This is a genomic window from Oceanimonas sp. AH20CE76 (assembly GCF_039654065.1).
Lineage (GTDB): Bacteria > Pseudomonadota > Gammaproteobacteria > Enterobacterales > Aeromonadaceae > Oceanimonas > Oceanimonas smirnovii.
In genome coordinates this window covers 1,091,501-1,112,882 of sequence record NZ_CP155481.1, presented here as the reverse complement: position 1 = coordinate 1,112,882, position 21,382 = coordinate 1,091,501, and the positions used below count along the sequence as shown (strand labels likewise).

Below are 21,382 nucleotides of genomic sequence, written 5' to 3'. Positions count from 1 at the left end.
ATCAGCTCTATTTGACGACACAAGATACAAACTTGCATCTGAGATACAAATAACATCAGCACTCAGTGCAGGGAGTATCACATGAAGCCACGTAAGCTTGTTGCCGCCCTCAGTCTTGCATTTGCCTTTTCCGCTCAGGCCAGCCAGTTGCCGGTAGAAGAAGCCATGCTCACTTCCCCTCCCATAGTACCGCCGCCCATCACCCGGGATCATGCCGCCAAAGTGGTGGTAAAAATGGAAACCGTGGAAAAAGTAATGGAAATTGCCGATGGTGTGGAATATATGTTCTGGACCTTTGGCGGCTCTGTGCCCGGTCAGTTTCTGCGGGTGCGCGAAGGGGATGAAATTGAATTTCACCTCTCCAACCACCCCAGCTCCAAAATGCCCCACAACATAGACTTGCACGCTGTTACCGGCCCCGGCGGTGGCGCGGCCTCGTCCTTTACCGCTCCCGGCCATACTTCTGTGTTTAACTTCAAGGCGCTGAATCCGGGCCTGTATGTGTATCACTGCGCCACCGCCCCGGTGGGCATGCACATTGCCAATGGCATGTATGGCCTGATCCTGGTGGAGCCTAAAGAAGGCCTGCCGCCGGTGGATCGGGAATATTATGTGATGCAGGGTGACTTCTACACCAAGGGCGAGTACGGCGAGCAAGGCCTGCAGTCCTTTGATATGGACAAGGCCATTCGCGAGCAGGCCGACTATGTGGTGTTTAACGGGGCCGTGGGTGCCCTTAACGGCGACAAGGCGCTTACTGCTAACGTAGGTGAAACCGTGCGCCTTTATGTGGGCAACGGCGGACCTAACCTGGTCTCTTCCTTCCATGTAATTGGTGAGATTTTTGACCGGGTCAATGTGGAAGGCGGCACCGCCATTAACGAAAACGTGCAAACCACTCTGGTGCCCGCCGGTGGTGCTGCCATGGCCGAGTTCAAACTGGATGTGCCCGGCAACTTTATTATGGTGGACCACTCCATTTTCCGGGCCTTTAACAAGGGGGCCCTGGGCATGATGCAGGTCAGCGGGCCGGAAGACAAAGTTATCTATTCCGGCAAGGTGGCCGAAAACGTCTATCTGCCCGAAGGCTCGGCGGTGCAGGTAATGCCCAACGATCATCCCAAGCTGGTGGCCAAGTCCAAGGCAGATCAGCTGCTTTATGGCAAACGGGTGTATGAAGCCAACTGTCAGGCCTGTCACCAGAACGAAGGTCAGGGCATTCCCGGTGCCTTTCCTCCGCTGGCCACCTCAGACTTTCTTAACGAGGATCACAGCCGTGCCATCGACGTGGTGCTGCACGGCCTGAAAGGCCCCATCAAGGTCAATGGTCAGACCTACGACAGCATAATGCCGGCCATGCGTCTGTCGGACGAAGACACCGCTAACGTGCTCACCTATGTGCTGAACAGCTGGGGCAACGAAGGAGGCGAAATCACGCTCGATGACGTCGCCGAACGCCGCGAAAAAGGGGAAACCATCATCATGGAAGGGAGTGCCCACTAATGAGCATGGCGCTGCTGCTGAGCATGGCATTGTTAACCCCCATGGCGGAGCTGCCCGCCGGCGAGGTCAGGCCGCTGTACCTGAGCAAAGACAGCCCGCTTACGCAGGTAGCGCCCTTTCAGCTTGATGTGACTCCGGTTACCAACCAGCAATTTGCGGCCTTTGTGGCCGCTCATTCACAATGGCAGCAGGGCCGGCCCATGGCCCTGTTTGCCGAGCCGGCCTATTTACAGCACTGGCCCGGCCAGATCCCCTCACCGGAGCAGGCGCAACAGCCGGTTATTTTTGTATCCTGGTTTGCCGCCGATGCCTACTGCCGCGCACAGGGCAAACGGCTGCCCACAGTAGCGGAATGGGAATATGCCGCTCAGGCGTCCCAAACCGCCGCTTTTGGTGCCACCGAGCCCGGCTTTACTCGGCACATTCTCAACTGGTATGCCCGCCCCGCCACCGCCAGGCTGAGCGCCGTGGGCCAAAGCCCTGCCAACTACTGGCAAGTTCATGATCTGCACGGTTTGGTGTGGGAATGGACGCAAGACTTTAACTCGGCGCTGGTAACTGGTGAGTCCCGGGGCGACAGCAGCCTGGATCAGGGCCTGTTCTGCGGCTCCGCCTCTGCCGGCAGTGCCGATCCTTCCGACTATGCCGCCTTTATGCGCTACGGCTTTCGTTCCAGCCTGAAAGCCACCTACGCCCTGGGCAACCTGGGCTTTCGCTGTGCCAAGGAGATATCCCATGAAAACCTTAACGCTGCTGTTGATGCTGTTCAGCCTTAATACTTTGGCCGCCCTGCCCGGTGATTCCTTGTATCAGCTGAATGATCAGTGGCAGAACCACCATGAAAAAACACTAAAACTGCAAGACATGGCAGGTAAAAAGCAACTTTTTGCGTTTATTTACACCGACTGTGCCACCGCCTGCCCTGTTATCGTTTCTGACTTAAAACGTATTCAGCAGACGCTTACACCGGCACAGCAGCAACAACTGGGGTTTGTGCTGGTGTCACTCACGCCCGGCGCAGACACGCCCAGGGTCATGGCGCACTTTGCCCACAAGCGCGAGCTGAATGAACACTGGACCCTGCTCAGCGGCAACGATAATCAGGTGCGCACCCTGGCCATGGCGCTCAACATCAAATATATGGGGCTGGCCAACGGCGAACTGGCTCACTCCAACACCATCACCGCCCTGGACGAGCAGGGCCGCCTGCTGTTTCAGCAAAACGGCCTGCCCGGCGGGCCCGAGGCAGTGATTGAACGAATGGGGCTTTGAAATAAAAAATAAAAGGGGTCGGAGTCATTTTTCAAAAATGACTCCGACCCCTTTTTTCAAAAAAAAGACGTGCATCAAAATATTGCATGCAGGATACTCCTTTTATCTCAACGGCCACGCCAAGGGCCGTGATCATCAGGGGAGCACATCATGATGTTTACACGTCACCGCCGGCAACTGGCCGAACTGGAGGCGCGTTGCGCCCGGCAGCAGGCCGAGCTGGAGCAAGGGCAACAGCGGCTGACCGGGCTGGAGCAGGAAAACCACGAGCTGCGGGAACGCCTGGCCGCCGCCGAGCGGCGTCAGCGCCTGGGTCAGGGCGTGTTTGCCAGCATGGCCGGCTTTGGCCAGTCGCTCGACGGCCTTTGCTCGTCCTTCGCCAGCCTGGCCAGCAACCTGGATCAGGAACAGACCACGGCGGTCAGCGCCGCCGGCCAGTCGGACCAGGCCCGGGCCCGGCTGAGCGGCATGGCAGACAACCTCAATGCCCTTGCCGGTACTACCCGCACCACCGCAGCCGGAGTGGAACAACTGTCACACCAGGCCGAGCAGATCGGCCGCATTGTAGAAATCATTCGGGAAGTGGCCGAGCAGACCAACCTGCTGGCGCTCAACGCGGCCATTGAAGCGGCACGGGCCGCCGAAGCCGGCCGAGGCTTTGCGGTGGTGGCCGACGAAGTGCGCAGGCTGGCCGAGCGCACCGGCAACGCCACCACCGAAATCGCCGCCCTGGTGGGCGCCATTCAGGGGGAAACCCAAAGCACCCGCAGCGCCATGGCCGAAAGCACCCGGCTGGCGGAGCTGTGTGCCGGAGAATCGGACGCCGCCGCCGAGGACATGACCCGCCTCAGCCAACTGGCGCACCATATGGAGCAGGCGGTGGTGGATGCCGCCCGGCTGTCGACCGTGGAGCTGGCCAACATAGAGGAATTGCAGCTCAAGCTGGAGGTGTACAAGGTGTTCATGGATCAGTCCAGCATACGGGCGGAGCAAATCCCGGACGAAACCCAGTGTCGCCTGGGCCAGTGGTATTACCAGGGCGAAGGCAAGGCCCTTTACGCCGGCCAGGCCGATTACCGGGCGCTGGAAAGCCCGCACCAGGCCATGCACAGAGGCGCACGAGACGCCATCCGCCACTATTATGCGGGCGATCACGACCGGGCTCTGCAGGCCCTGCAACAGATGGAGCAGGCCAACCTGAGCGTGCTGCGCGGCATAGAAGGCATGCTGGCCCCCCTGCGCGAACCGGAGCGGGCCGCGCCGCGCCGGGCGGCCTGATCATCGCCTGCAAAAAAAGGGGTCGGAGTCATTTTTGAAAAATGACTCCGACCCCTTTTTCAGACCCCTTTTTCAATCACTCAGGACTCGTAGCGCTCGAGCCGCTGCTGCAGACGCATCACCTCCGCTTCCAGTTCGGCAATGCGCGCCAGCAGCTCGGCCTCCCGTCCCGATGCCGGGGCCGCAGCCACCGGCTCACTGACCGGTACGTCGCCAAACAGGTGGGCATAGCGCGACTCCCGCTTGCCGGGCTGGCGTTCCAGCTTCACCACAAAGGGGCCTTTTTCCATCAGGCTGGTCAGGCAGGCATCCACCTCGCCGACGTCACCGAAGGCATGCAGCCGGGCACAGCGGCTGCGCAGCTCTCCCGGAGTTTGCGGGCCACGCAGCAGCAGCTCGCAGATGATGGCCAGCTCACCGTCATTGAAGTGCAGCTCGCCAAACTCGGTATTGCAAAAACGGTGCTGATACTTTGCCGCCCGGGCATTAAAGCCCGCCACATTGTTCACCAGCCGCCGTGCACCCAGGTTATTCAGTACCGACTGCACTTCGCCTTCACTCAGGCTCATCACAGGATCTCGATTGCTTTTCTGGTTGCAGGCGTTAATCAGAGAATTCAGCGTCAGCGGATAGACATCGGGGGTAGATACCTGCTTCTCAATCAGGCAGCCAATAACACGTTGCTCCAGGGCAGAGAGTTTTTCCATAACCGGGCTCCTTGTGTTCGTTTGTTACCAAATTACCTGACAATCAAAAAAACACCAATGTTTTCCGCCACTAAGCTGCTGGTCAAAAAACTGTCGTTCTGTTCAATGCGTGCGCCAACAGGCTTTTTATTCCGGCTGATTCCGGCATACTTTACGCAGTTGTTACAAAAAGGAGGCATTCATGCTGATGCAACCCGAAAAGGCCGCTTTGCTGGTCGTTGATATTCAGGAAAAACTGGTCCCTGCCATTCATCAGGGTGACCAGCTGGCCGCCCGGGCCAGCTGGCTGATACAGGCCTGTCAAATACTGAATATTCCCACCCTGTTCACCGAACAATACCCCCGTGGCCTGGGCCATACTCTGCCCACGCTCACCAGTCTGGTCGAGCGCCCGGCGGTTTCCACCAAAGTGCATTTTTCTGCGGTGGCCGGCGGCTGTCTGCCCAGAGAATGGCAAAACCGCAGTCAGATCATTGTGTGCGGCATGGAAACCCATGTGTGCGTGCTGCAAACCGTGCTCGATCTGCTGCAAAACGGCAAAAACGTCTTTGTAGTAGCCGATGTGGTAGGCAGCCGTACTGAAGAAAATCGTCAGCTGGGTCTGGAGCGTATGCGCAACGCCGGTGCCCAGATTGTCAGCCGTGAAATGGTGGTGTTCGAACTGATGCAACAAGCCGGCACCGACACCTTTAAAACCATCAGCAAACAGTTTTTGGTCGGCGACCAGCCCTGACCCCTTCGGGGAGCCATAAGCTGTCAGCTGTAAGTGGCAAAAATTGCAGGTTCTGAGCTGTACCTGTAAACAGTGTATGGCTGCTGGATGGCTCCGGCCCGGAGGCCGGAGCACATGGGAAGGCCGTAGCAACATTCCGCAGCCGGCTTCATGTTGAAATTCGCTGCGCTCATTGCCAACCTTCCCCAATATTACTTCTTGTCCCAGATCCCTTCTTCCAGCTGGCTTTTCAGCTCGGGATATTTGGTCACATCAAAGGTGGGCAGCCGGCCCAGCTTGCGCTGGTTGTTATAATCTTTGGCAAGTTTCACTACCACACCCGACAGCAGCAAGATAGCCACCAGGTTAATCAGTGCCATCATGCCCATGGAGGTATCGGCCATGGCCCAGATAATAGGCAGCTCACCCACAGAGCCAAACATCACCATGCCCAGCACAAACAGCCGGAACACCAGCAGGCCGCCTTCGTGGTTGTGCTCCAGAAACACCAGGTTGTTCTCGGCGTAGGCATAGTTGGCCACTATGCTGGTAAAGGCAAAAAACAAAATGGCAATGGCAATAAAGATATTGCCCCACTCACCCACCTCGCTCGACAGCGCTTTCTGTGTCAGCTCAATGCCGGTCACACCAGAGCCTGGTTCAAACTGACCCGACAGCAGAATAATAGACGCGGTACAGGTACAGATCACAAGAGTATCAGCAAACACACCCAGCATTTGCACATAGCCCTGAGACGCCGGATGGGGCGGATAAGGGGTAGCCGAGGCTGCCGCGTTGGGTGCCGAGCCCATGCCTGCCTCGTTAGAGAACAAACCGCGTTTAATACCATTGATCAGTGCCTGAGAAATGGCATAGCCCATGGCACCACCACCGGCCTGCTCCAGACCAAAAGCTGATTTCACTATTAACGACAGCACACTGGGCAGCTCGCTGATGTTCATGGCCACCACCACCAGCGCAATCAGCAAATACGCCAGCGCCATCACCGGCACTACCAGCTCTGCAAAGCGCGCAATGGTGCGCAAACCACCAAAAATAATCAGCCCCGCCAGCACTACCAGCACCATGCCGGAAGCCCACTCGGGCACATTAAAGGCCACCTGCATGGCAGCACTGATGGAATTGGCCTGCACCGCGTTGAACACCAGACCAAAGGCAATAATCAGAAAAATAGCAAACAGCACGCCCATCCAGCGCATGCCCAAGCCCCGTTCCATATAATAGGCCGGCCCGCCCCGGTAGTTGCCCTCGTCATCTTTTACCTTATAAAGCTGAGCCAGTGCGCTTTCGGCAAAGGCAGTAGCCATGCCAATCAGAGCAATCAGCCACATCCAGAAAATGGCGCCGGGCCCACCCAGATAAAGCGCTACCGCCACCCCGGCCAGGTTGCCGGTGCCCACCCGGGCCGCCAGACTGGTGCACAATGCCTGAAACGATGAAATGCCCGCTGCATCGGACTGACGGCTGTGCTTCAGCACCGAGAACATATGGCCAAAGTGACGAAATTGAATAAAACCTAAACGAAAGGTAAAAAATACCCCCACACCCAGCAGCAGGTAGATCAGCACGGATCCCCACAGCAGATTGTTGATAAAAGCAATAACAGAATCCATGAACACCTCTGCGTTAGTCCCATATGAAGCGGCGCAATGTAACACACACGCCCGCATGGCGATAAATGACTTTTGTGGCTGATAAAACTAGAATATAGCGCTAACACACACCCACAGGACCCGTTCATGGCCAATTCTCTTACTCAACTGCGCAAGCTCACCACAGTGGTAGCCGACACCGGCGACATTGAAGCCATTCGCAAATATCAGCCTGAAGACGCCACCACCAACCCGTCGCTCATTCTGAAAGCCGCCCAAATTCCGGAATATCGCCCGCTGCTGGAAGATGCCGTGGCCTGGGCCAAGGCACAAAGCGACAACCCGGCGCAACAGCTGACTGACGCCTCCGACAAGCTGGCGGTAAACATTGGCTGTGAAATTCTGAACATTATTCCCGGCCGCATCTCCACCGAAGTAGACGCTCGCTTGTCGTTCGACACCGAAGCCAGCATTGCCAAGGCCCGCCGCCTTGTTGCCCTCTATGCCGATGCCGGTATCAGTAAAGAGCGTATTCTGATCAAACTGGCGTCTACCTGGGAAGGCATTCGTGCTGCTGAAGTGCTTGAAAAAGAAGGTATTAACTGTAACCTGACGCTGCTGTTCAGCTTTGCTCAGGCCCGTGCCTGTGCCGAAGCCGGCGCGTACCTGATCTCTCCTTTTGTGGGTCGTATTCTCGACTGGTATAAAAACAACACCGACAAGAAAGACTACACTGCAGAGGAAGATCCCGGCGTACAGTCTGTTACCCGCATTTATAACTACTACAAAACCCACGGCTATAGCACAGTCGTCATGGGAGCCAGCTTCCGTAATACCGGCGAAATCATTGAGCTGGCCGGCTGCGATCGCCTCACCATTGGCCCCGACCTGCTGGAAGAGCTGAACAATGCCAGCGTAACAGTGACAGCCAAGCTGAAAGACACCGGAGCCAATAAAGAACGCCCCGCCCCCATGACCGAAGCCGAATTCCGCTGGGAGCAAAACCAGGACGCCATGGCCACCGAGAAACTGGCCGAAGGCATTCGCAACTTCGCCGTGGATCAGGGCAAGCTGGAAGACATGCTGAAGGCGATGATCTGACATTCGTCCACGATTTAACAGAATAAAAAAGGCGTCTTGCGACGCCTTGATTATTTTGTGCTCTTAAAGCTCCAGCTCTTCGGGCAGCGCCTCAAGTTCGAGGGTGCAATCCAGATCCTGAAGCTCTTCCTGCAAACGCTTTTTATCCATAATGGCTTCAATTTCCCGCCACTTGCGCTTTTTTGCCGGTTCCCGTGGTGTACGGGGTGCCCGTTCAACTACAAAGTCCTGATCGAAGCTTGACCTCTCCATGTGAGCTCCCTCCTGTTGGTTATCAGTTGCAGTCGGCTATTGATATATCACAAGAGGTTATAAAGTAGAACTTTGTTATTGCAAAATTATTAAGCTGCAACGCAAAAAAGAAAAAACACCTGCATATATTAATCAAGTTGCCAGTTAACAGGCGTTTTGCCGTCGTTTTGCAGCAACTGGTTGGCTTGCGAAAAATGCCGGCAGCCAAAAAAACCACGGTAGGCAGACAAGGGGCTGGGATGCGGGCCGCTTAATACATGATGACGCTCCCGGTTAATATGCCGGCCCTTTTTCTGGGCATGACTGCCCCACAGCAAAAACACCACTCCCTCACAATGCTCATTGACTGCCTGAATCACTTTGTCAGTAAAGATCTCCCAGCCAAAACCAGCATGAGAATGTGCCTTGCCCTGCTCTACGGTCAATACCGTATTCAGCATTAGCACCCCCTGCTGCGCCCACGGCTCAAGAAAACCATGATCGGGCGCGACAAAGCCGGGAATATCCGTTTCCAGCTCTTTATACATATTGCGCAAAGAAGGCGGTACCTTAACACCGGGGCGCACCGAAAAACACAAACCATGAGCCTGGCCCGGCCCGTGATAGGGATCCTGCCCCAGCATCACTACTTTCACATGCTCCAGCGGTGTCAGCTCAAGCGCCCGGAACATATCCTTTCTGGGCGGAAACACCTGCTTACCGGCAGCCCGGGCCGCATCTACTGCATTTATGGCCTCAATAAAATAAGGCTGTTGCTTTTCCGGGCCAAGCACATCATGCCAGGAAACAGCCATCACTGACCTCCCCGCGGACGAATAAGCCCTTCCTGCATGGCCGTGGCCACCAGACGACCATCGCGGCTGTAAAAGTGCCCCTGTACCAGGCCTCGACCGGCAATGCTGCGCGGGCTTTCCATGACATACAAGATCCAGTCATCAAACCGAAAGTTGTCATGAAACCACATGGAATGGTCAATGGTAGCCACCTGCAGCTGCGGCTCCCAGAACGAATGACCATGGGGCATCAGTGCCGTGGGCAAAAAGTTAAAATCAGCGGCATAGGTCAGCAGATATTTATGAATGCGGGGATCGTCGGGTAACTCGCCATTGGCCTTCAGCCAGATATAGCGCAGCGGCTCGGCTTTTTCCGGCTTCATCGGATCCACATAGTTCACCTGACGCATATCGATAGGATTTTCTGCCAGCAGCTTTTTACGCAGCTTGGCCGGCACCTTGTCGGCCAGCGCCGCCAGCCGTTCGCTTTCAGGGGTTAACTCTTCCGGCCCCGGCACCTCAGGCATAAGCGACTGATGCTCAAACCCGGCTGCCGGCTGCTGAAACGAGGCCGTCATATAAAAAATAGGCTTACCATATTGCAGCGCCTGCACCCGGCGGGTGGAGGTAGTTTTGCCATCACGGATGTTTTCTACATCGTAGATAATGGGCTTGTTAACATCGCCCGGGCGTAAAAAATAAGAGTGGAAAGAGTGCACCGGTCGCTCCGGCTGCAGCGTATATTTAGCCGCTGCCAGCGCCTGCCCCATGACCTGGCCGCCAAACACGGCACCAAAGCCAAGATCTGTGCTCTGGCCGCGGTAAAGGCCATCATCCAGCGGCTCCAGGGCCAGCAAGGTTAATAAATCATCCAGTGCTTTGCTCATATTGTTATCCCGTTGAATATAACCCCGTCACTTCGGCGCAGGCCGGCGTTTGTTCTGTCAGCAACGCAAATGTTGGAAGTCGCTTCGCTCATTCGCAAAATCTTACCATTAAAAAAGGGGCTTTCGCCCCTTTATGATAACCGGATATGCCGGCAATTAATGCAGAATACGGGCACGAATGGTGCCATCAATGGCCTTCAGCTTGGCCAGAGCCTGCTCGCTTTGGGCGGTTTCCACATCAATCACCACATAACCAATTTTCGGCGACGTTTGCAGATATTGTGCGGCAATATTGATGTCATCACCCGCAAAGGCCTGCGCAATCTGGCTCAGAATGCCCGGCTTGTTATGGTGAATGTGCAGCAAACGGCTGGTTCCGGCATGGCTGGGCAAAGACACTTCAGGGAAGTTCACAGCAGACAGCGTAGAGCCGTTATCGGAATATTTAATCAGCTTGCCGGCTACTTCATAACCAATGTTTTCCTGCGCTTCCTGAGTAGAGCCGCCAATATGCGGCGTCAGGATCACGTTATCAAACTCTCGTAGCGGAGACACAAACTCTTCGTCATTAGACTTGGGTTCAACCGGGAATACATCAATGGCGGCACCGGCAATGTGCCCGGAAGCCAGCGCAGAAGCCAGCGCATCAATGTCGACCACTGTGCCTCGTGAGGCATTAATCAGAATGGTTCCCGGTTTCATCATCGCAATTTCTTCAGCACCAAGCATGTTCTTGGTTTGCGCGGTTTCCGGCACATGCAAGGACACCACATCCGCCATGCCAAGCAGCTCTTTCAGGCTGCCCACCTGAATCGCATTACCCAGCGACAGCTTGTTTTCAATGTCGTAGTAATACACCTGCATGCCGATGCCTTCAGCAATAATGCCAAGCTGAGTCCCAATGTGGCCATAACCGATAATGCCCAGCTTTTTGCCACGCGCCTCAAAAGAGCCGGTCGCGGTTTTTTGCCACTCACCACGATGGGCCTTGGCGTTGCGCTCCGGAATACCCCGCAGCAGCAACAACAGCTCGCCCAGCACCAGTTCAGCCACACTGCGGGTGTTGGAGAAAGGCGCATTAAACACGGGAATGCCGCGCACCTGGGCCGCATCCAGGTTAACCTGGTTAGTGCCAATGCAAAAACACCCAATGGCAACCAGCTTCTCAGCGGCATCCAGCACAGACTCAGTCAGTTGAGTGCGGGAGCGCAGGCCCACAAAATGCGCATCTTTAATGCGCTCTTTCAGCTCATCTTCGGCCAGAGACGTTTTCAGATAATCAATATTGTTGTAGCCAGCGGCTTTAAAAGAATCCACCGTGCCCTGGTGCACACCTTCGAGCAACAAAATTTTGATTTTATCTTTATCTAGAGAATAGTTGGCCATTACTGGGTCCTTTATGACTACTGCGTTAGGGTTTTTCATAAAGTACCAAAAACATCGACTTTAGGGAATTTTTGCCATCAAAGTCACGTTTTTTTAACTTATAAATTTTTTTTTAAGAATTACTTAAGGGTATAAACCACCTGAACTCTGTCGGTAAACTCTATCTCGTTTTGCTGATAGCTCTCGACAGGCGCATCTGCGGCCATCATTTTAGCCATGCCCAGAGGACGCGGATGCACAGGCGACGACTCGGTGTATTCAATGGCATAAATATCGCCCAGGCTCTCATCAAAGCCGGTGGCAAGCTCGGTGGCAAGCTCGGTAGCACGCTTGATGGCTGCTTGCCGGGCTTTTTGCTGATAGCCGTCAGCTTCACGCACACCATAAGCAATATTCTGAACATTTTGTATGCCCTGCTTCAGTACAGTATCAATTACCTGACTGAGGGTATCCAGCTGATACAACCTTACCGTGACATGGCGCTCAGCAACGTAACCGTTCAGCTCACGTTTGCCGTTTTCAGGATAGTGATAATCGGGCCGGGTAAGCAGATTGCCGCTGTCAATATCGGCTTTTTTGATACCCAGACCGTTCAGACCACTGAACAAGGCAGCCACACGAGTGTCTGCTTCGGTTTTGGCCTCACTGCTGTCGTCCTTTAATGCGGTTACTTTAAACGTCAGGGTGGCCATGTCCGGTACCACACTGATGCTGGCCTGACCTTCCGTAACCAAATGCGGCGCATCGGGCACGGCAATGGCAAAACTGGCTGAGCTGAATAACAAAGGCAAGCTATAGAAGGCAGGACGTACAAATTTACGCATAATCACTCTCCGCAGATGGTTACTCGTAGCCACTATACACCGAGAGCCAATTGATCAGTGAGTCTTGTTGCATCAGACATCGGAAACGAGTTTAATCTGCGGCTGATTTTTTGCGCTGTTGCAAAGACAAGCAACGCTGTATGCTACGAACAATAAAGATAGCCCCCCGCTCTGCCATTGCCTTTGGCACGCTTGGCCTTATTACCCTCATTATTGGCTTAATGGCCATTTTTCAGCTGAAAAACATCGACAACCTGGTTTCCGGGCTTACCTACAAACGTATTCCTGCTACCAACAATGTCGGCAAGCTGCGCCAGGATTTTTTGCTGATCCGGCTGTACACTGTCAATGCTATCTACCCGCAAAGTGACCAAAGCCGCCGCCAGGCACTGACCCGCCTTGAACAGCTGGGTACCGAATTTAATAATGAACTGCAAATCATCAATTTTGCGCGGGAAACCCCGTCCTTTCAGGGCGGGGAGGGATAGCACGGCGGCGTCAGCCGCCCCTGTTCCCGCTCCTCCTTTTAAACTGGCTATCTATACAGTGGTTTACTAAACTAAGCGCATGACGAAACGCGCTTATAAATATCGGTTTTACCCGACCCTCGAACAAATTGAGCTGTTGGCTCAGACCTTCGGTTGTGTGCGTTTTGTCTATAACGCCATACTGCGCTGGCGTAACGATGCTTTTGAGCTGCGTCAGGAAAAAATCGGCTACGTTGGCGCTAACGCCCGACTGACCGAACTCAAAAAAGATCCTGAGCTGGCGTTTCTGTCTGAGGTGTCGTGTGTGCCCTTGCAGCAATGCTTGCGCCACCAGCAAACCGCCTTCAAAAATTTCTTTGAAGGCCGTGCCAAATATCCGGTATTTAAGCACAAGCGGCACCGCCAGTCGGCGGAGTTCACCCGCTCGGCCTTCAAATACCGGGACGGCAAGCTGTACCTGGCCAAGAGCAAAACCCCGCTGAATATTCGCTGGAGCCGTGAACTGCCCGGCGAGCCCAGTACCGTCACCGTTTCCAAGGACGCGGCAGGCCGTTACTTTGTGAGCTGCTTGTGTGAGTTCGCGCCCAGTAAACTGCCGGTGACACCGAACACAACCGGCATCGATCTGGGTCTGAAAGATCTGTTTGTTAACGACCAGGGTAAGCCGGTCGGCAATCCCCGCCATACTGCGAAATACGCCGCCAGGCTGGCCAGAGCGCAGCGCCGGCTGAGCAAGAAACAGCTCGGCTCGGCCAATCGTGCCAAGGCCCGGCAGAAGGTGGCGAAACTTCACGCTAAAATCTCCGATTGCCGACAGGACAACTTGCACAAGCTGTCCCGCAGATTGATTAACGAGAACCAAGTGATCTGCGTCGAATCCCTGAAAGTGAAAAACATGATGCGCAACCCGAAACTCAGCAAAGCCATCGCTGATGCTGGCTGGGGCGAGTTCGTGCGCCAGTTGGCGTACAAGGCGGAATGGGCCGGGCGCTCCCTGGTCGCCATTGACCAGTGGTTCCCCAGCTCCAAACGCTGCTCGGATTGCGGGCATACCTTGTCGTCGCTGCCGTTGTCGGTCAGGGAGTGGGACTGCCCCGAATGTGGTGGCCACCATAACCGCGACCACAATGCCGCGATCAATATTAAAGCCGCTGGTCTAGCGGTGTTAGCCCTTGGAGAGAATGTAAGCGGCATGGGGTCAGTCTCCGTGCCCGGTTCTCAGTGAATTGGGAATCCCCTTCCTTCAGGGAGGGGAGCAGTCAAGCAGAGCTTCTTAACCACAGACGAAGGCAAAGCGCTGCAAACCCGGCTGGAAAATGCCAAAGCAGCGTATGATCAACGCCACCGCCAACTGGTGGGCATGATAGAACGCAACCAGCTGGAACAGGCAGATTTCTTTCGTCATCAGGGTTTTAATGAGCTGGGCATAGCGGTAAGCACCGCGCTCAGCGACATTGCCGGCTACCATCAGCGCCGCGCTGCCGAGTCTTCTGAAGAAGCCAACAGCACCATGCATCATGCAGTACAGAGTAACCCTGCCGTCATTCCGGGCTTGACCCGGAATCCATCTGTCAGCCAGCGCTGTGCTAACCGATGGTGCACCATGCCATAGACTCTGGCCCGTCATGCTGAACTTGATTCAGTACAGAGTGACCCTGCCGTCATTCCGGGCTTGACCCGGAATCCATTTGTCAGACGGCGCTGGGCTAACCGATGGTGCACCATGCCATGGACTCTGGCCTTCGCCAGAGTGACACAAGAGGAGCCAGAGTGACCCTACTCCCCAATCACTATGTTTGTGTCCGGCAGCAACTCCCCCAGCCTTGCCTGCAACACCGCTTTCGCTTCCGCTTCACCGTGGATCAACCTGATCTGCCGTGGCGGAGGATGAATGCCGGTGGCAAAGGCAATTAAATCATCCTGGCCGGCATGAGCCGAATAACCACTTATCTGATGCACCTGAGCGCAAATATCAAACCGCTCGCCATCCAGCTCCACCCAGCCACCATCGGGGCCATATTCCAGAATATCCCGCCCCGGTGTGCCTTCTGCCTGATAACCCACAAACAACACATCGTTGCGGGCATCATTGAGCAGCGCCTTTAAATAATTCACTACCCGCCCGCCTGAGCACATGCCCGAGCCCGCCAGCACCACACAGGGCTTGTGCGAACGTGCCAGATAACCCACTGCATTTAAATGATCGCCATGGGAGTTAATCACGGTTAACTGCTCAAACGACAACGGATGCCGGCCCTCACTCAGGCGCGCTTGTGCTTCCTCATTCCAGAATGGCTTGAGCTTGCGATAAAGCTGAGTAAAGTTGGCCGCCAGGGGGGAGTCCACCACCACTTCCAGTTCGCTCCAGGGCAAGCCCGGTGCCGCCTGCTCGGTGCCAAACTCGGCAATCAGGCTTTCCAGCTCATACAGCAAATCTTGCGTGCGCCCCAGGCTGAACGCCGGAATAAGCAAGGTGCCGCCGTCTTCCAGCGCATGCTCTACCGCTGCTTTTAACCGCAGACGGCGGTGTTCACGGCTTTCATGGTTTTTATCGCCATAAGTGCTTTCCAGCACCAGCACGTCGCACCGCTCGGGCGGCACCGGAGCCACCAGCAGCGGCGAATGGGGCGCACCCAAATCACCACTGAACACCACCCGCTCGCCGGCGGCCTCACATTCCACATAGGCCGAGCCCAGAATATGCCCCGCCCGCTGCAGCCGAATGCGCACATCACAGCCTTTAATTTGCTGCCACTGGCCATAAGGCAACGGCCGCAAGCGCTGCTCCAGCACCTTAAGCACCCGATCAATCAGCTTTTTATTACGGGTAAAACCAATTTTCAGCGCGTCTTCCAGCATGGCCGGCAACAACAACGCCGACGGCTGCGAGCAATAAATGGGCCCTTCAAAGCCCGCCCCCAGCAAATAAGGCAAACGACCAACGTGGTCTATATGCACATGAGTCACCACCAGCGCCTTGATATGATCAATAGCAAAATCAATGGCCAGCTCATCTCGCGCATCCAGTCCCTGAAACAGCCCGCAATCAATTAAAATGCCCGCATCATTCACGCGCAACTCATGGCAAGAGCCGGTAACGCCGCTCACCGCCCCGTGATGAATAATATCCATTTTACCATCTCTCCCATACAGGCCGGACTTTATGTCCGGCAGCGGCATCGCATGCAACCACTGAGGGAATAGGAAGCAGGGAATGGGGAATCCTCACCGCCCGGCCCTACACACTAAGCACGGCCACCAGCACACAACCCAGCACCAGACGATAAATAACAAATGGCAGCACACCAATGCGGTTAAGCAACGCCAGAAACAGCTTGATGCACGCCAGCGCACTCACAAATGACACCATAGTACCAATGCCAATGGCCGACCAGGGCATAACAGACGCCGAGCCCAGCAAACCACCGGCCTGATGGCTGCCCGCCAGAAAAATAATGGGAATGGACATTAAAAACGAATAGCGCGCTGCTGCCTCACGGGTAAAGCCCAGCATTAACCCGGCGGTCATGGTAATGCCACTGCGCGATGTGCCCGGCACCAATGCCAGCGCCTGAGCACACCCCAGAAACAAAGCACCGCGCCAGCCGGCTTCATATTCTGTTCTATGCTGTTTGGCCACTTTATCGGCCCACCACAGCAAAAGACCAAACACCACAGTGGTCGCGGCAATTACCCAGCCGCTGCGCAAATAAAGCGCTATGGCATCACCAAACAACAGCCCCACCACACAGGCCGGAATGGTAGCCAGCACAATGCCCCAGGCCAGCTGCGACTCAGCCGTGCGCTGGCCACCGCGCAACGACCCAAACCAGGCGCGTGCCATGGCGTTTACCTCAACCCGAAAGTAATACACCACCGCCAGCAAGCTGCCCAGGTGCACCGCCACATCAAACGCCATGCCCTGATCCTGCCAGTCCAGCAACACAGACGGCAGTATCAGATGCGCCGAGCTGGAAACAGGCAAAAACTCAGTAAAACCCTGGATCAGAGCCAAAAAAATCGCGTGAATCTCCACAGTTACTCTTCCCGTAAGGTAACGATCACAAGACCATGAAATTACCACCAAATAATGACAACTTGAGTGCATCAGAAGAGAAAATGTTAACTGACACAACATCCGTTAAACAGGCTCCTGATTAGGTTATGGGTATTCAGCAGCACTTTGCTGCTTTGCGCGAGCCGCCGGCTCAGGCAGAATAGATCTAACTCATTCTGATATTAAGGATTTGTCATGCGTGTTATTGCTTTGGCTGTGGTTGCTTTGGCGTTGTCTGGCTGTGCCAATATGGCGGTAGACAGCAATGTGTCGCCTTCCGGCATTAAGGATTATTACAAGGGTAATAACGTTAAGCTGTATGGCCGTGATGAGCTGAAAGATGTGAACTATGTGACTCTGGGCACGGTGGAAGGTGAGGCCTGCCAGATTGAGGCTAACGAGCCGCCCCCCAAAGATGCTGACGCCCGCGCCCACCTGCGCCGCCGCGCCGCCGATATGGGGGCCAATGGCGTACTGCTGGACAGCTGCATTCGCTTTGACGATATGCCCGGCTGCATTGAGCAGGTGCTGTGCAGCGGCCAGGCGCTTAAAGTGAGCGAGCTGTAAGCTGTCAGCTGTAAGTGGTGTTGGCTGGAGATGCTGTGGTGTGTTTGTTGGCCTGGCACTGTTTGTGGCATGGATTCCGGCCTTCGCCGGAATGACTGCGTTTTTTGCACGTGTTTTGTAGCTGCCGCTTTAGCCGGCAGGGCCTGCAAAGCAGGCCTGAGTTACCGTCACCGACGGTATGCGCCAACTAAAGTGGCGCCTACAATCTCTACCACTTACAGCTGATAGCTTAAAGCTTACAGCTGTCTTTTTGAGGATTTATGACCACCATTAACCTCGACCCCATCGGCGTGATTCGCTCGCCATATAAAGAGAAGTTTGCGGTGCCGCGCCAGCCGGGGCTGGTAAGCCGTGCTCGCGCTCAGCTTGAGATGCTGCCGCCCTATAATGACCCCAGTGCATTCAGAGGCCTGGGCGAGTTCAGCCATTTGTGGCTGGTGTTTGTGTTTCATCAGACCATGGAGCAAGGCTGGAAGCCCACGGTGCGCCCTCCCCGCCTTGGCGGTAATGAACGGGTGGGCGTGTTTTCTACCCGCTCTACCTTTCGGCCCAATCCGCTGGGGCTGTCGGTGGTGGAGCTGCGCGACATGTGCAAAAGCGGTAACAAAGTGTGGCTGGAGCTGGGCGGGGTAGATCTGGTAGACGGCACGCCCGTGGTAGATATTAAGCCCTATTTACCCTGGGCCGATGCCGTGCCCGGTGCGCACGGCGGCTTTGCACCGGCTCCGCCGGATTTGGGTATGGAGGTGATTTTTTCACCGGACGCTGAGTTGGCATGTGCCCGCTCAGCTGTGCCCGAGTTGCAAGAATTTATTACCGAAGTATTAGTGCAGGATCCCCGCCCGGCCTATAAAAAAGCCGAGCAGAGCTGGCGGCAATATGGCGTGCGTTTATACGATTACAACGTACGTTATGAAGTGCTGGGCCAGCTTACCCGGGTGTTGGCCATCGAGCCTGTGTAAGCCCTACAATATTCCTTTTTCCATCCAGCCTTTAAGCCATGCCAATGCGGGCACTTCCGGCTCCAGAGTGTCTGAGGCGTCTACTTTAAGGTGCTCGGTAACTTCCTGTGCCTGCAGTTCTTGCAGTTGCTCGTTCAGCCGTTCGCCGGCACCGCAAAAGTGCTCATAGCTGCTGTCGCCCAGCGCCACCAGGGCATAACGCACATTCGGGATAGGCGGACAGGTGTCGCGCAGCTCCTGATAAAAGGGCACCAGATCCGGGGGCAGATCACCTTGCCCGGTGGTAGAGGTAACAAACAGCCAGAAGTGAGACTGGTCGAGTTCGGCCAGCGCTGGCTCTTCGTGCAGCGCTACCGTGTGGCCGGCTTTTATCAGCTCTTCTTCCAGGGTTTCTGCCACCAGCACTGCCGAGCCGTAAACCGTTCCGATAATAATATCCACTGTTGCCATGAGCGCACTCCTTGTTGTTAGTTATCAGTGCACTATGCCACGGCCATGGGTTTATTTGTAGGCCCCAATTCATTGGGCAAATGGCACAACATGCGGCACAGTTCGCCCGAAAAATTCGGGCCTACAGGCTCCACCCAAACTCGGTGGCCAGGCGCTGCCAGTGCTGATCGGTGGCGGCAGTAATGTGTAATGGTTTGCCGGTTACCGGGTGGCTAAGGCGTAAACCGGCGGCGTGCAGCATGAGCCGGTCACATTGATATTGCTCCCGAAAGAAGCGGTTGTGGCGGCCGTCGCCATGACTGGTGTCACCGACGATGGGGTGGCGCAAATGGGCCATGTGCCGGCGCAGCTGGTGCTTGCGGCCGGTTTCGGGGCTGAGTTGCATCAGGCTGTAGCGACTGGTGGGATGCTTTTTGGAGACGGCAAAGGGCAGCTCCACTTTGGCCAGGCCCTGCCAGTGGGTAATGGCGTCTTGTGGCGGCTTGTCGGCATCGGCAAATTTGTCGGCGATGTCGTCCAGCTCCCGGGTAAGGGCATAGTCGAGCCGGCCTTCGCCTTCCAGGTAGCCGCGCACCACTGCCAGATAGGTTTTGCTGATTGCCCGGCTGCCAAAGGCCTCGGTAAGAGTGCGCGCCACTTCGGCGTTTTTGGCAAACAGCAGCACGCCGGAAGTGGGCCTGTCCAGCCGGTGCACCGGAAACACATGGCAGCCCACGGCATCACGGGTAAGCTGCATGGCAAAGCGGGTTTCATGGCGATCCAGCCAGCTGCGGTGCACCAGCAGGCCCGGCTCTTTGTTTACCGCCACCAGCCAGTCGTCTTCATAAATCAGCTCAATGCTCATCAATTTTGCGCGGGAAACCCCGTCCTTTCAGGGCGGGGAGGGATAGCGCGGCGGCGTCAGCCGCCCCTGCTCCCGCCTCTCCTTTAAAGCTGGCTATCTATACAGTAGTTTACTAAACTCAGCGCATGACGAAACGCGCTTATAAATATCGGTTTTACCCAACTCCCGAACAGGCTGAGCTGCTGGCTCAGACCTTCGGCTGTGTGCGTTTTGTCTATAACGCCATACTACGCTGGCGTACCGATGCTTTTGAGCTGCGTCAGGAAAAAATCGGCTACGTTGGTGCTAACGCCCGACTGACCGAACTCAAAAAAGATCCTGAGCTGGCGTTTCTGTCTGAGGTGTCGTGTGTGCCCTTGCAGCAATGCCTGCGCCACCAGCAAACCGCCTTCAAACACTTCTTTGAAGGCCGCGCCAAGTACCCGGTATTTAAGCGCAAGCGGCACCGCCAGTCGGCGGAATTCACCCGCTCGGCCTTCAAATACCGAGGTGGTAAGTTGTACCTGGCCAAGAGCAAAACCCCGCTGAATATTCGCTGGAGCCGTGAACTGCCCGGCGAGCCCAGTACCGTCACCGTTTCCAAGGACGCGGCAGGCCGTTACTTTGTGAGCTGCTTGTGTGAGTTCGCGCCCAGTAAACTGCCGGTGACACCGAACACAACCGGCATCGATCTGGGTCTGAAAGATCTGTTTGTTAACGACCAGGGTAAGCCGGTCGGCAATCCCCGCCATACTGCGAAATACGCCGCCAGGCTGGCCAGAGCGCAGCGCCGGCTGAGCAAGAAACAGCTCGGCTCGGCCAATCGTGCCAAGGCCCGGCAGAAGGTGGCGAAACTTCACGCTAAAATCTCCGATTGCCGACAGGACAACTTGCACAAGCTGTCCCGCAGATTGATTAACGAGAACCAAGTGATCTGCGTCGAATCCCTGAAAGTGAAAAACATGATGCGCAACCCGAAACTCAGCAAAGCCATCGCTGATGCTGGCTGGGGCGAGTTCGTGCGCCAGTTGGCGTACAAGGCGGAATGGGCCGGGCGCTCCCTGGTCGCCATTGACCAGTGGTTCCCCAGCTCCAAACGCTGCTCGGATTGCGGGCATACCTTGTCGTCGCTGCCGTTGTCGGTCAGGGAGTGGGACTGCCCCGAATGTGGTGGCCACCATAACCGCGACCACAATGCCGCGATCAATATTAAAGCCGCTGGTCTAGCGGTGTTAGCCCTTGGAGAGAATGTAAGCGGCATGGGGTCAGTCTCCGTGCCCGGTTCTCAGTGAATTGGGAATCCCCTTCCTTCAGGGAGGGGAGCAGTCAAGCCTCGCGCTCCACCGGCTGGCCGGTTAAGGCTTCGTCGAGCTGAGCAATCACCTCCAGCAGCCGGGCCGGGTTTTCATCTACTCCCTTAAAACATTCGGTGGCCATGGGATACACCGCAATACGGTTGGGCAACGGCTGGCCGGCTTGCAGCATCTGATGCAACCTGGGCAGCAGCACAAATTGCAGCCATTGGGGCAGGCTTAAGGTATCCAGGCAAAAGGGCTGGGTGCTTTGCAGTGCCGAGACCGCAGGCGGCTCACACTGCCACCATTCAAGGGCTTTCAGCTCGTCTTCTATGCTGAGCAACAACTGATGAACCGCAGCCGACATGGGGTAACTCCTTCTTTAAAACAGCCCGCTATTATACCATCCTGTGCTGCCACTCCCTATAATTC

24 protein-coding genes are annotated in these 21,382 nt (G+C 55.7%); 11 read left to right on the top strand and 13 right to left on the bottom strand.

The genetic code is table 11. The annotated features are described in order from the left end of the window. Window positions 1–81 precede the first annotated feature (81 nt). The 4 genes from nirK (at window position 82) to N2M06_RS05415 (ending at window position 4,053) form a co-directional block, all read left to right on the top strand. Window positions 82–1,503, top strand: coding sequence for a copper-containing nitrite reductase (nirK, locus tag N2M06_RS05430; RefSeq protein ID WP_346351851.1), 1,422 nt, complete (start codon window positions 82–84; stop codon window positions 1,501–1,503). After that, the gene (locus tag N2M06_RS05425; RefSeq protein WP_346351850.1) at window positions 1,503–2,279 is read left to right on the top strand and encodes a formylglycine-generating enzyme family protein; all 777 of its coding nucleotides are present in this window, start codon (window positions 1,503–1,505) and stop codon (window positions 2,277–2,279) included. The genes nirK and N2M06_RS05425 overlap by 1 nt, the downstream gene beginning before the upstream one ends. Further along, entirely contained in the window at window positions 2,239–2,775 is a 537-nt protein-coding gene (locus N2M06_RS05420; protein WP_346351849.1) for an SCO family protein, read from the top strand. Before N2M06_RS05425 ends, N2M06_RS05420 begins: the two co-directional genes overlap by 41 nt. A gap of 150 nt (window positions 2,776–2,925) precedes the next feature. Then, window positions 2,926–4,053, top strand: a complete 1,128-nt coding sequence (locus tag N2M06_RS05415) for a methyl-accepting chemotaxis protein (RefSeq protein ID WP_346351848.1) — start codon at window positions 2,926–2,928, stop codon at window positions 4,051–4,053. An 80-nt stretch (window positions 4,054–4,133) separates the two neighbouring features. On the opposite strand, the gene N2M06_RS05410 is transcribed toward N2M06_RS05415, so the two are convergent. Then, window positions 4,134–4,760, bottom strand: a complete 627-nt coding sequence (locus N2M06_RS05410) for a DUF480 domain-containing protein (protein WP_346351847.1) — start codon at window positions 4,758–4,760, stop codon at window positions 4,134–4,136. 181 nt (window positions 4,761–4,941) lie between these two features. Between N2M06_RS05410 and N2M06_RS05405 the strand changes: the two genes are divergently transcribed. After that, a complete protein-coding gene (locus N2M06_RS05405) occupies window positions 4,942–5,493 on the top strand; it encodes a hydrolase (RefSeq protein WP_346351846.1) in 552 nt (183 codons plus the stop codon). A 191-nt stretch (window positions 5,494–5,684) separates the two neighbouring features. On the opposite strand, the gene N2M06_RS05400 is transcribed toward N2M06_RS05405, so the two are convergent. Continuing rightward, the gene (locus N2M06_RS05400; protein ID WP_346351845.1) at window positions 5,685–7,106 is read right to left on the bottom strand and encodes a sodium:alanine symporter family protein; all 1,422 of its coding nucleotides are present in this window, start codon (window positions 7,104–7,106) and stop codon (window positions 5,685–5,687) included. 126 nt (window positions 7,107–7,232) lie between these two features. Here N2M06_RS05400 and tal point away from each other — a divergent pair, with 126 nt between their 5' ends. Further along, window positions 7,233–8,186 (top strand): transaldolase, encoded by a 954-nt coding sequence (tal, locus tag N2M06_RS05395; RefSeq protein ID WP_346351844.1) that lies wholly within the window; start codon window positions 7,233–7,235, stop codon window positions 8,184–8,186. Between the two features lie 63 nt (window positions 8,187–8,249). Here the strand turns inward: tal and N2M06_RS05390 are convergent, their stop codons facing one another. The 5 genes from N2M06_RS05390 to N2M06_RS05370 all read right to left on the bottom strand — a co-directional run bounded on the left by N2M06_RS05390 (window position 8,250) and on the right by N2M06_RS05370 (window position 12,308). After that, window positions 8,250–8,438 carry a DUF3545 family protein gene (locus N2M06_RS05390; RefSeq protein ID WP_019934172.1) on the bottom strand — a complete coding sequence of 63 codons (189 nt, stop codon included), beginning with the start codon at window positions 8,436–8,438 and terminating at the stop codon, window positions 8,250–8,252. Window positions 8,439–8,566: 128 nt separating this feature from the next. Further along, window positions 8,567–9,232, bottom strand: a complete 666-nt coding sequence (gene ung / locus N2M06_RS05385) for a uracil-DNA glycosylase (protein ID WP_019934173.1) — start codon at window positions 9,230–9,232, stop codon at window positions 8,567–8,569. Further along, entirely contained in the window at window positions 9,232–10,098 is an 867-nt protein-coding gene (tesB, locus tag N2M06_RS05380; RefSeq protein ID WP_019934174.1) for an acyl-CoA thioesterase II, read from the bottom strand. The genes ung and tesB overlap by 1 nt, the downstream gene beginning before the upstream one ends. 156 nt (window positions 10,099–10,254) lie before the next feature. Further along, window positions 10,255–11,484: a phosphoglycerate dehydrogenase gene (gene serA, locus N2M06_RS05375; protein ID WP_019934175.1), complete on the bottom strand. Its 1,230-nt coding sequence runs from the start codon at window positions 11,482–11,484 to the stop codon at window positions 10,255–10,257. 119 nt (window positions 11,485–11,603) lie between these two features. Then, complete coding sequence (locus tag N2M06_RS05370) at window positions 11,604–12,308, bottom strand: SIMPL domain-containing protein (RefSeq protein ID WP_019934176.1); 705 nt, start codon at window positions 12,306–12,308, stop codon at window positions 11,604–11,606. Between the two features lie 140 nt (window positions 12,309–12,448). Here N2M06_RS05370 and N2M06_RS05365 point away from each other — a divergent pair, with 140 nt between their 5' ends. After that, window positions 12,449–12,796 (top strand): MCP four helix bundle domain-containing protein, encoded by a 348-nt coding sequence (locus N2M06_RS05365; RefSeq protein ID WP_346351843.1) that lies wholly within the window; start codon window positions 12,449–12,451, stop codon window positions 12,794–12,796. Between the two features lie 79 nt (window positions 12,797–12,875). Continuing rightward, a complete protein-coding gene (locus N2M06_RS05360; RefSeq protein WP_346351842.1) occupies window positions 12,876–14,021 on the top strand; it encodes a transposase in 1,146 nt (381 codons plus the stop codon). A 48-nt stretch (window positions 14,022–14,069) separates the two neighbouring features. On the opposite strand, the gene N2M06_RS05355 is transcribed toward N2M06_RS05360, so the two are convergent. The 3 genes from N2M06_RS05355 to N2M06_RS05345 form a co-directional block, all read right to left on the bottom strand. After that, window positions 14,070–14,315: a hypothetical protein gene (locus N2M06_RS05355; protein ID WP_346351841.1), complete on the bottom strand. Its 246-nt coding sequence runs from the start codon at window positions 14,313–14,315 to the stop codon at window positions 14,070–14,072. A 257-nt stretch (window positions 14,316–14,572) separates the two neighbouring features. Beyond that, window positions 14,573–15,928, bottom strand: coding sequence for an MBL fold metallo-hydrolase (locus N2M06_RS05350; RefSeq protein ID WP_346351840.1), 1,356 nt, complete (start codon window positions 15,926–15,928; stop codon window positions 14,573–14,575). 106 nt (window positions 15,929–16,034) lie between these two features. Next, a complete protein-coding gene (locus N2M06_RS05345; protein ID WP_019933620.1) occupies window positions 16,035–16,832 on the bottom strand; it encodes an undecaprenyl-diphosphate phosphatase in 798 nt (265 codons plus the stop codon). Window positions 16,833–17,048: 216 nt separating this feature from the next. On the opposite strand from N2M06_RS05345, the gene rcsF reads away from it, so the two are divergent. Both rcsF and tsaA read left to right on the top strand, forming a co-directional pair. After that, a complete protein-coding gene (gene rcsF, locus N2M06_RS05340; RefSeq protein WP_019933619.1) occupies window positions 17,049–17,420 on the top strand; it encodes an Rcs stress response system protein RcsF in 372 nt (123 codons plus the stop codon). Window positions 17,421–17,680: 260 nt separating this feature from the next. Continuing rightward, complete coding sequence (tsaA, locus tag N2M06_RS05335; RefSeq protein WP_317074039.1) at window positions 17,681–18,382, top strand: tRNA (N6-threonylcarbamoyladenosine(37)-N6)-methyltransferase TrmO; 702 nt, start codon at window positions 17,681–17,683, stop codon at window positions 18,380–18,382. A 3-nt stretch (window positions 18,383–18,385) separates the two neighbouring features. Here tsaA and N2M06_RS05330 read toward each other — a convergent pair whose 3' ends face one another. Together N2M06_RS05330 and truC are read right to left on the bottom strand one after the other, a co-directional pair. Further along, complete coding sequence (locus tag N2M06_RS05330; protein ID WP_346351839.1) at window positions 18,386–18,832, bottom strand: flavodoxin; 447 nt, start codon at window positions 18,830–18,832, stop codon at window positions 18,386–18,388. 121 nt (window positions 18,833–18,953) lie between these two features. Next, window positions 18,954–19,676 (bottom strand): tRNA pseudouridine(65) synthase TruC, encoded by a 723-nt coding sequence (truC, locus tag N2M06_RS05325; protein WP_346351838.1) that lies wholly within the window; start codon window positions 19,674–19,676, stop codon window positions 18,954–18,956. Window positions 19,677–19,801: 125 nt separating this feature from the next. On the opposite strand from truC, the gene N2M06_RS05320 reads away from it, so the two are divergent. Then, the gene (locus N2M06_RS05320) at window positions 19,802–20,947 is read left to right on the top strand and encodes a transposase (protein ID WP_346351837.1); all 1,146 of its coding nucleotides are present in this window, start codon (window positions 19,802–19,804) and stop codon (window positions 20,945–20,947) included. 34 nt (window positions 20,948–20,981) lie between these two features. Here the strand turns inward: N2M06_RS05320 and N2M06_RS05315 are convergent, their stop codons facing one another. Continuing rightward, window positions 20,982–21,317, bottom strand: coding sequence for a YqcC family protein (locus N2M06_RS05315; RefSeq protein WP_346351836.1), 336 nt, complete (start codon window positions 21,315–21,317; stop codon window positions 20,982–20,984). Window positions 21,318–21,382 lie beyond the last annotated feature (65 nt).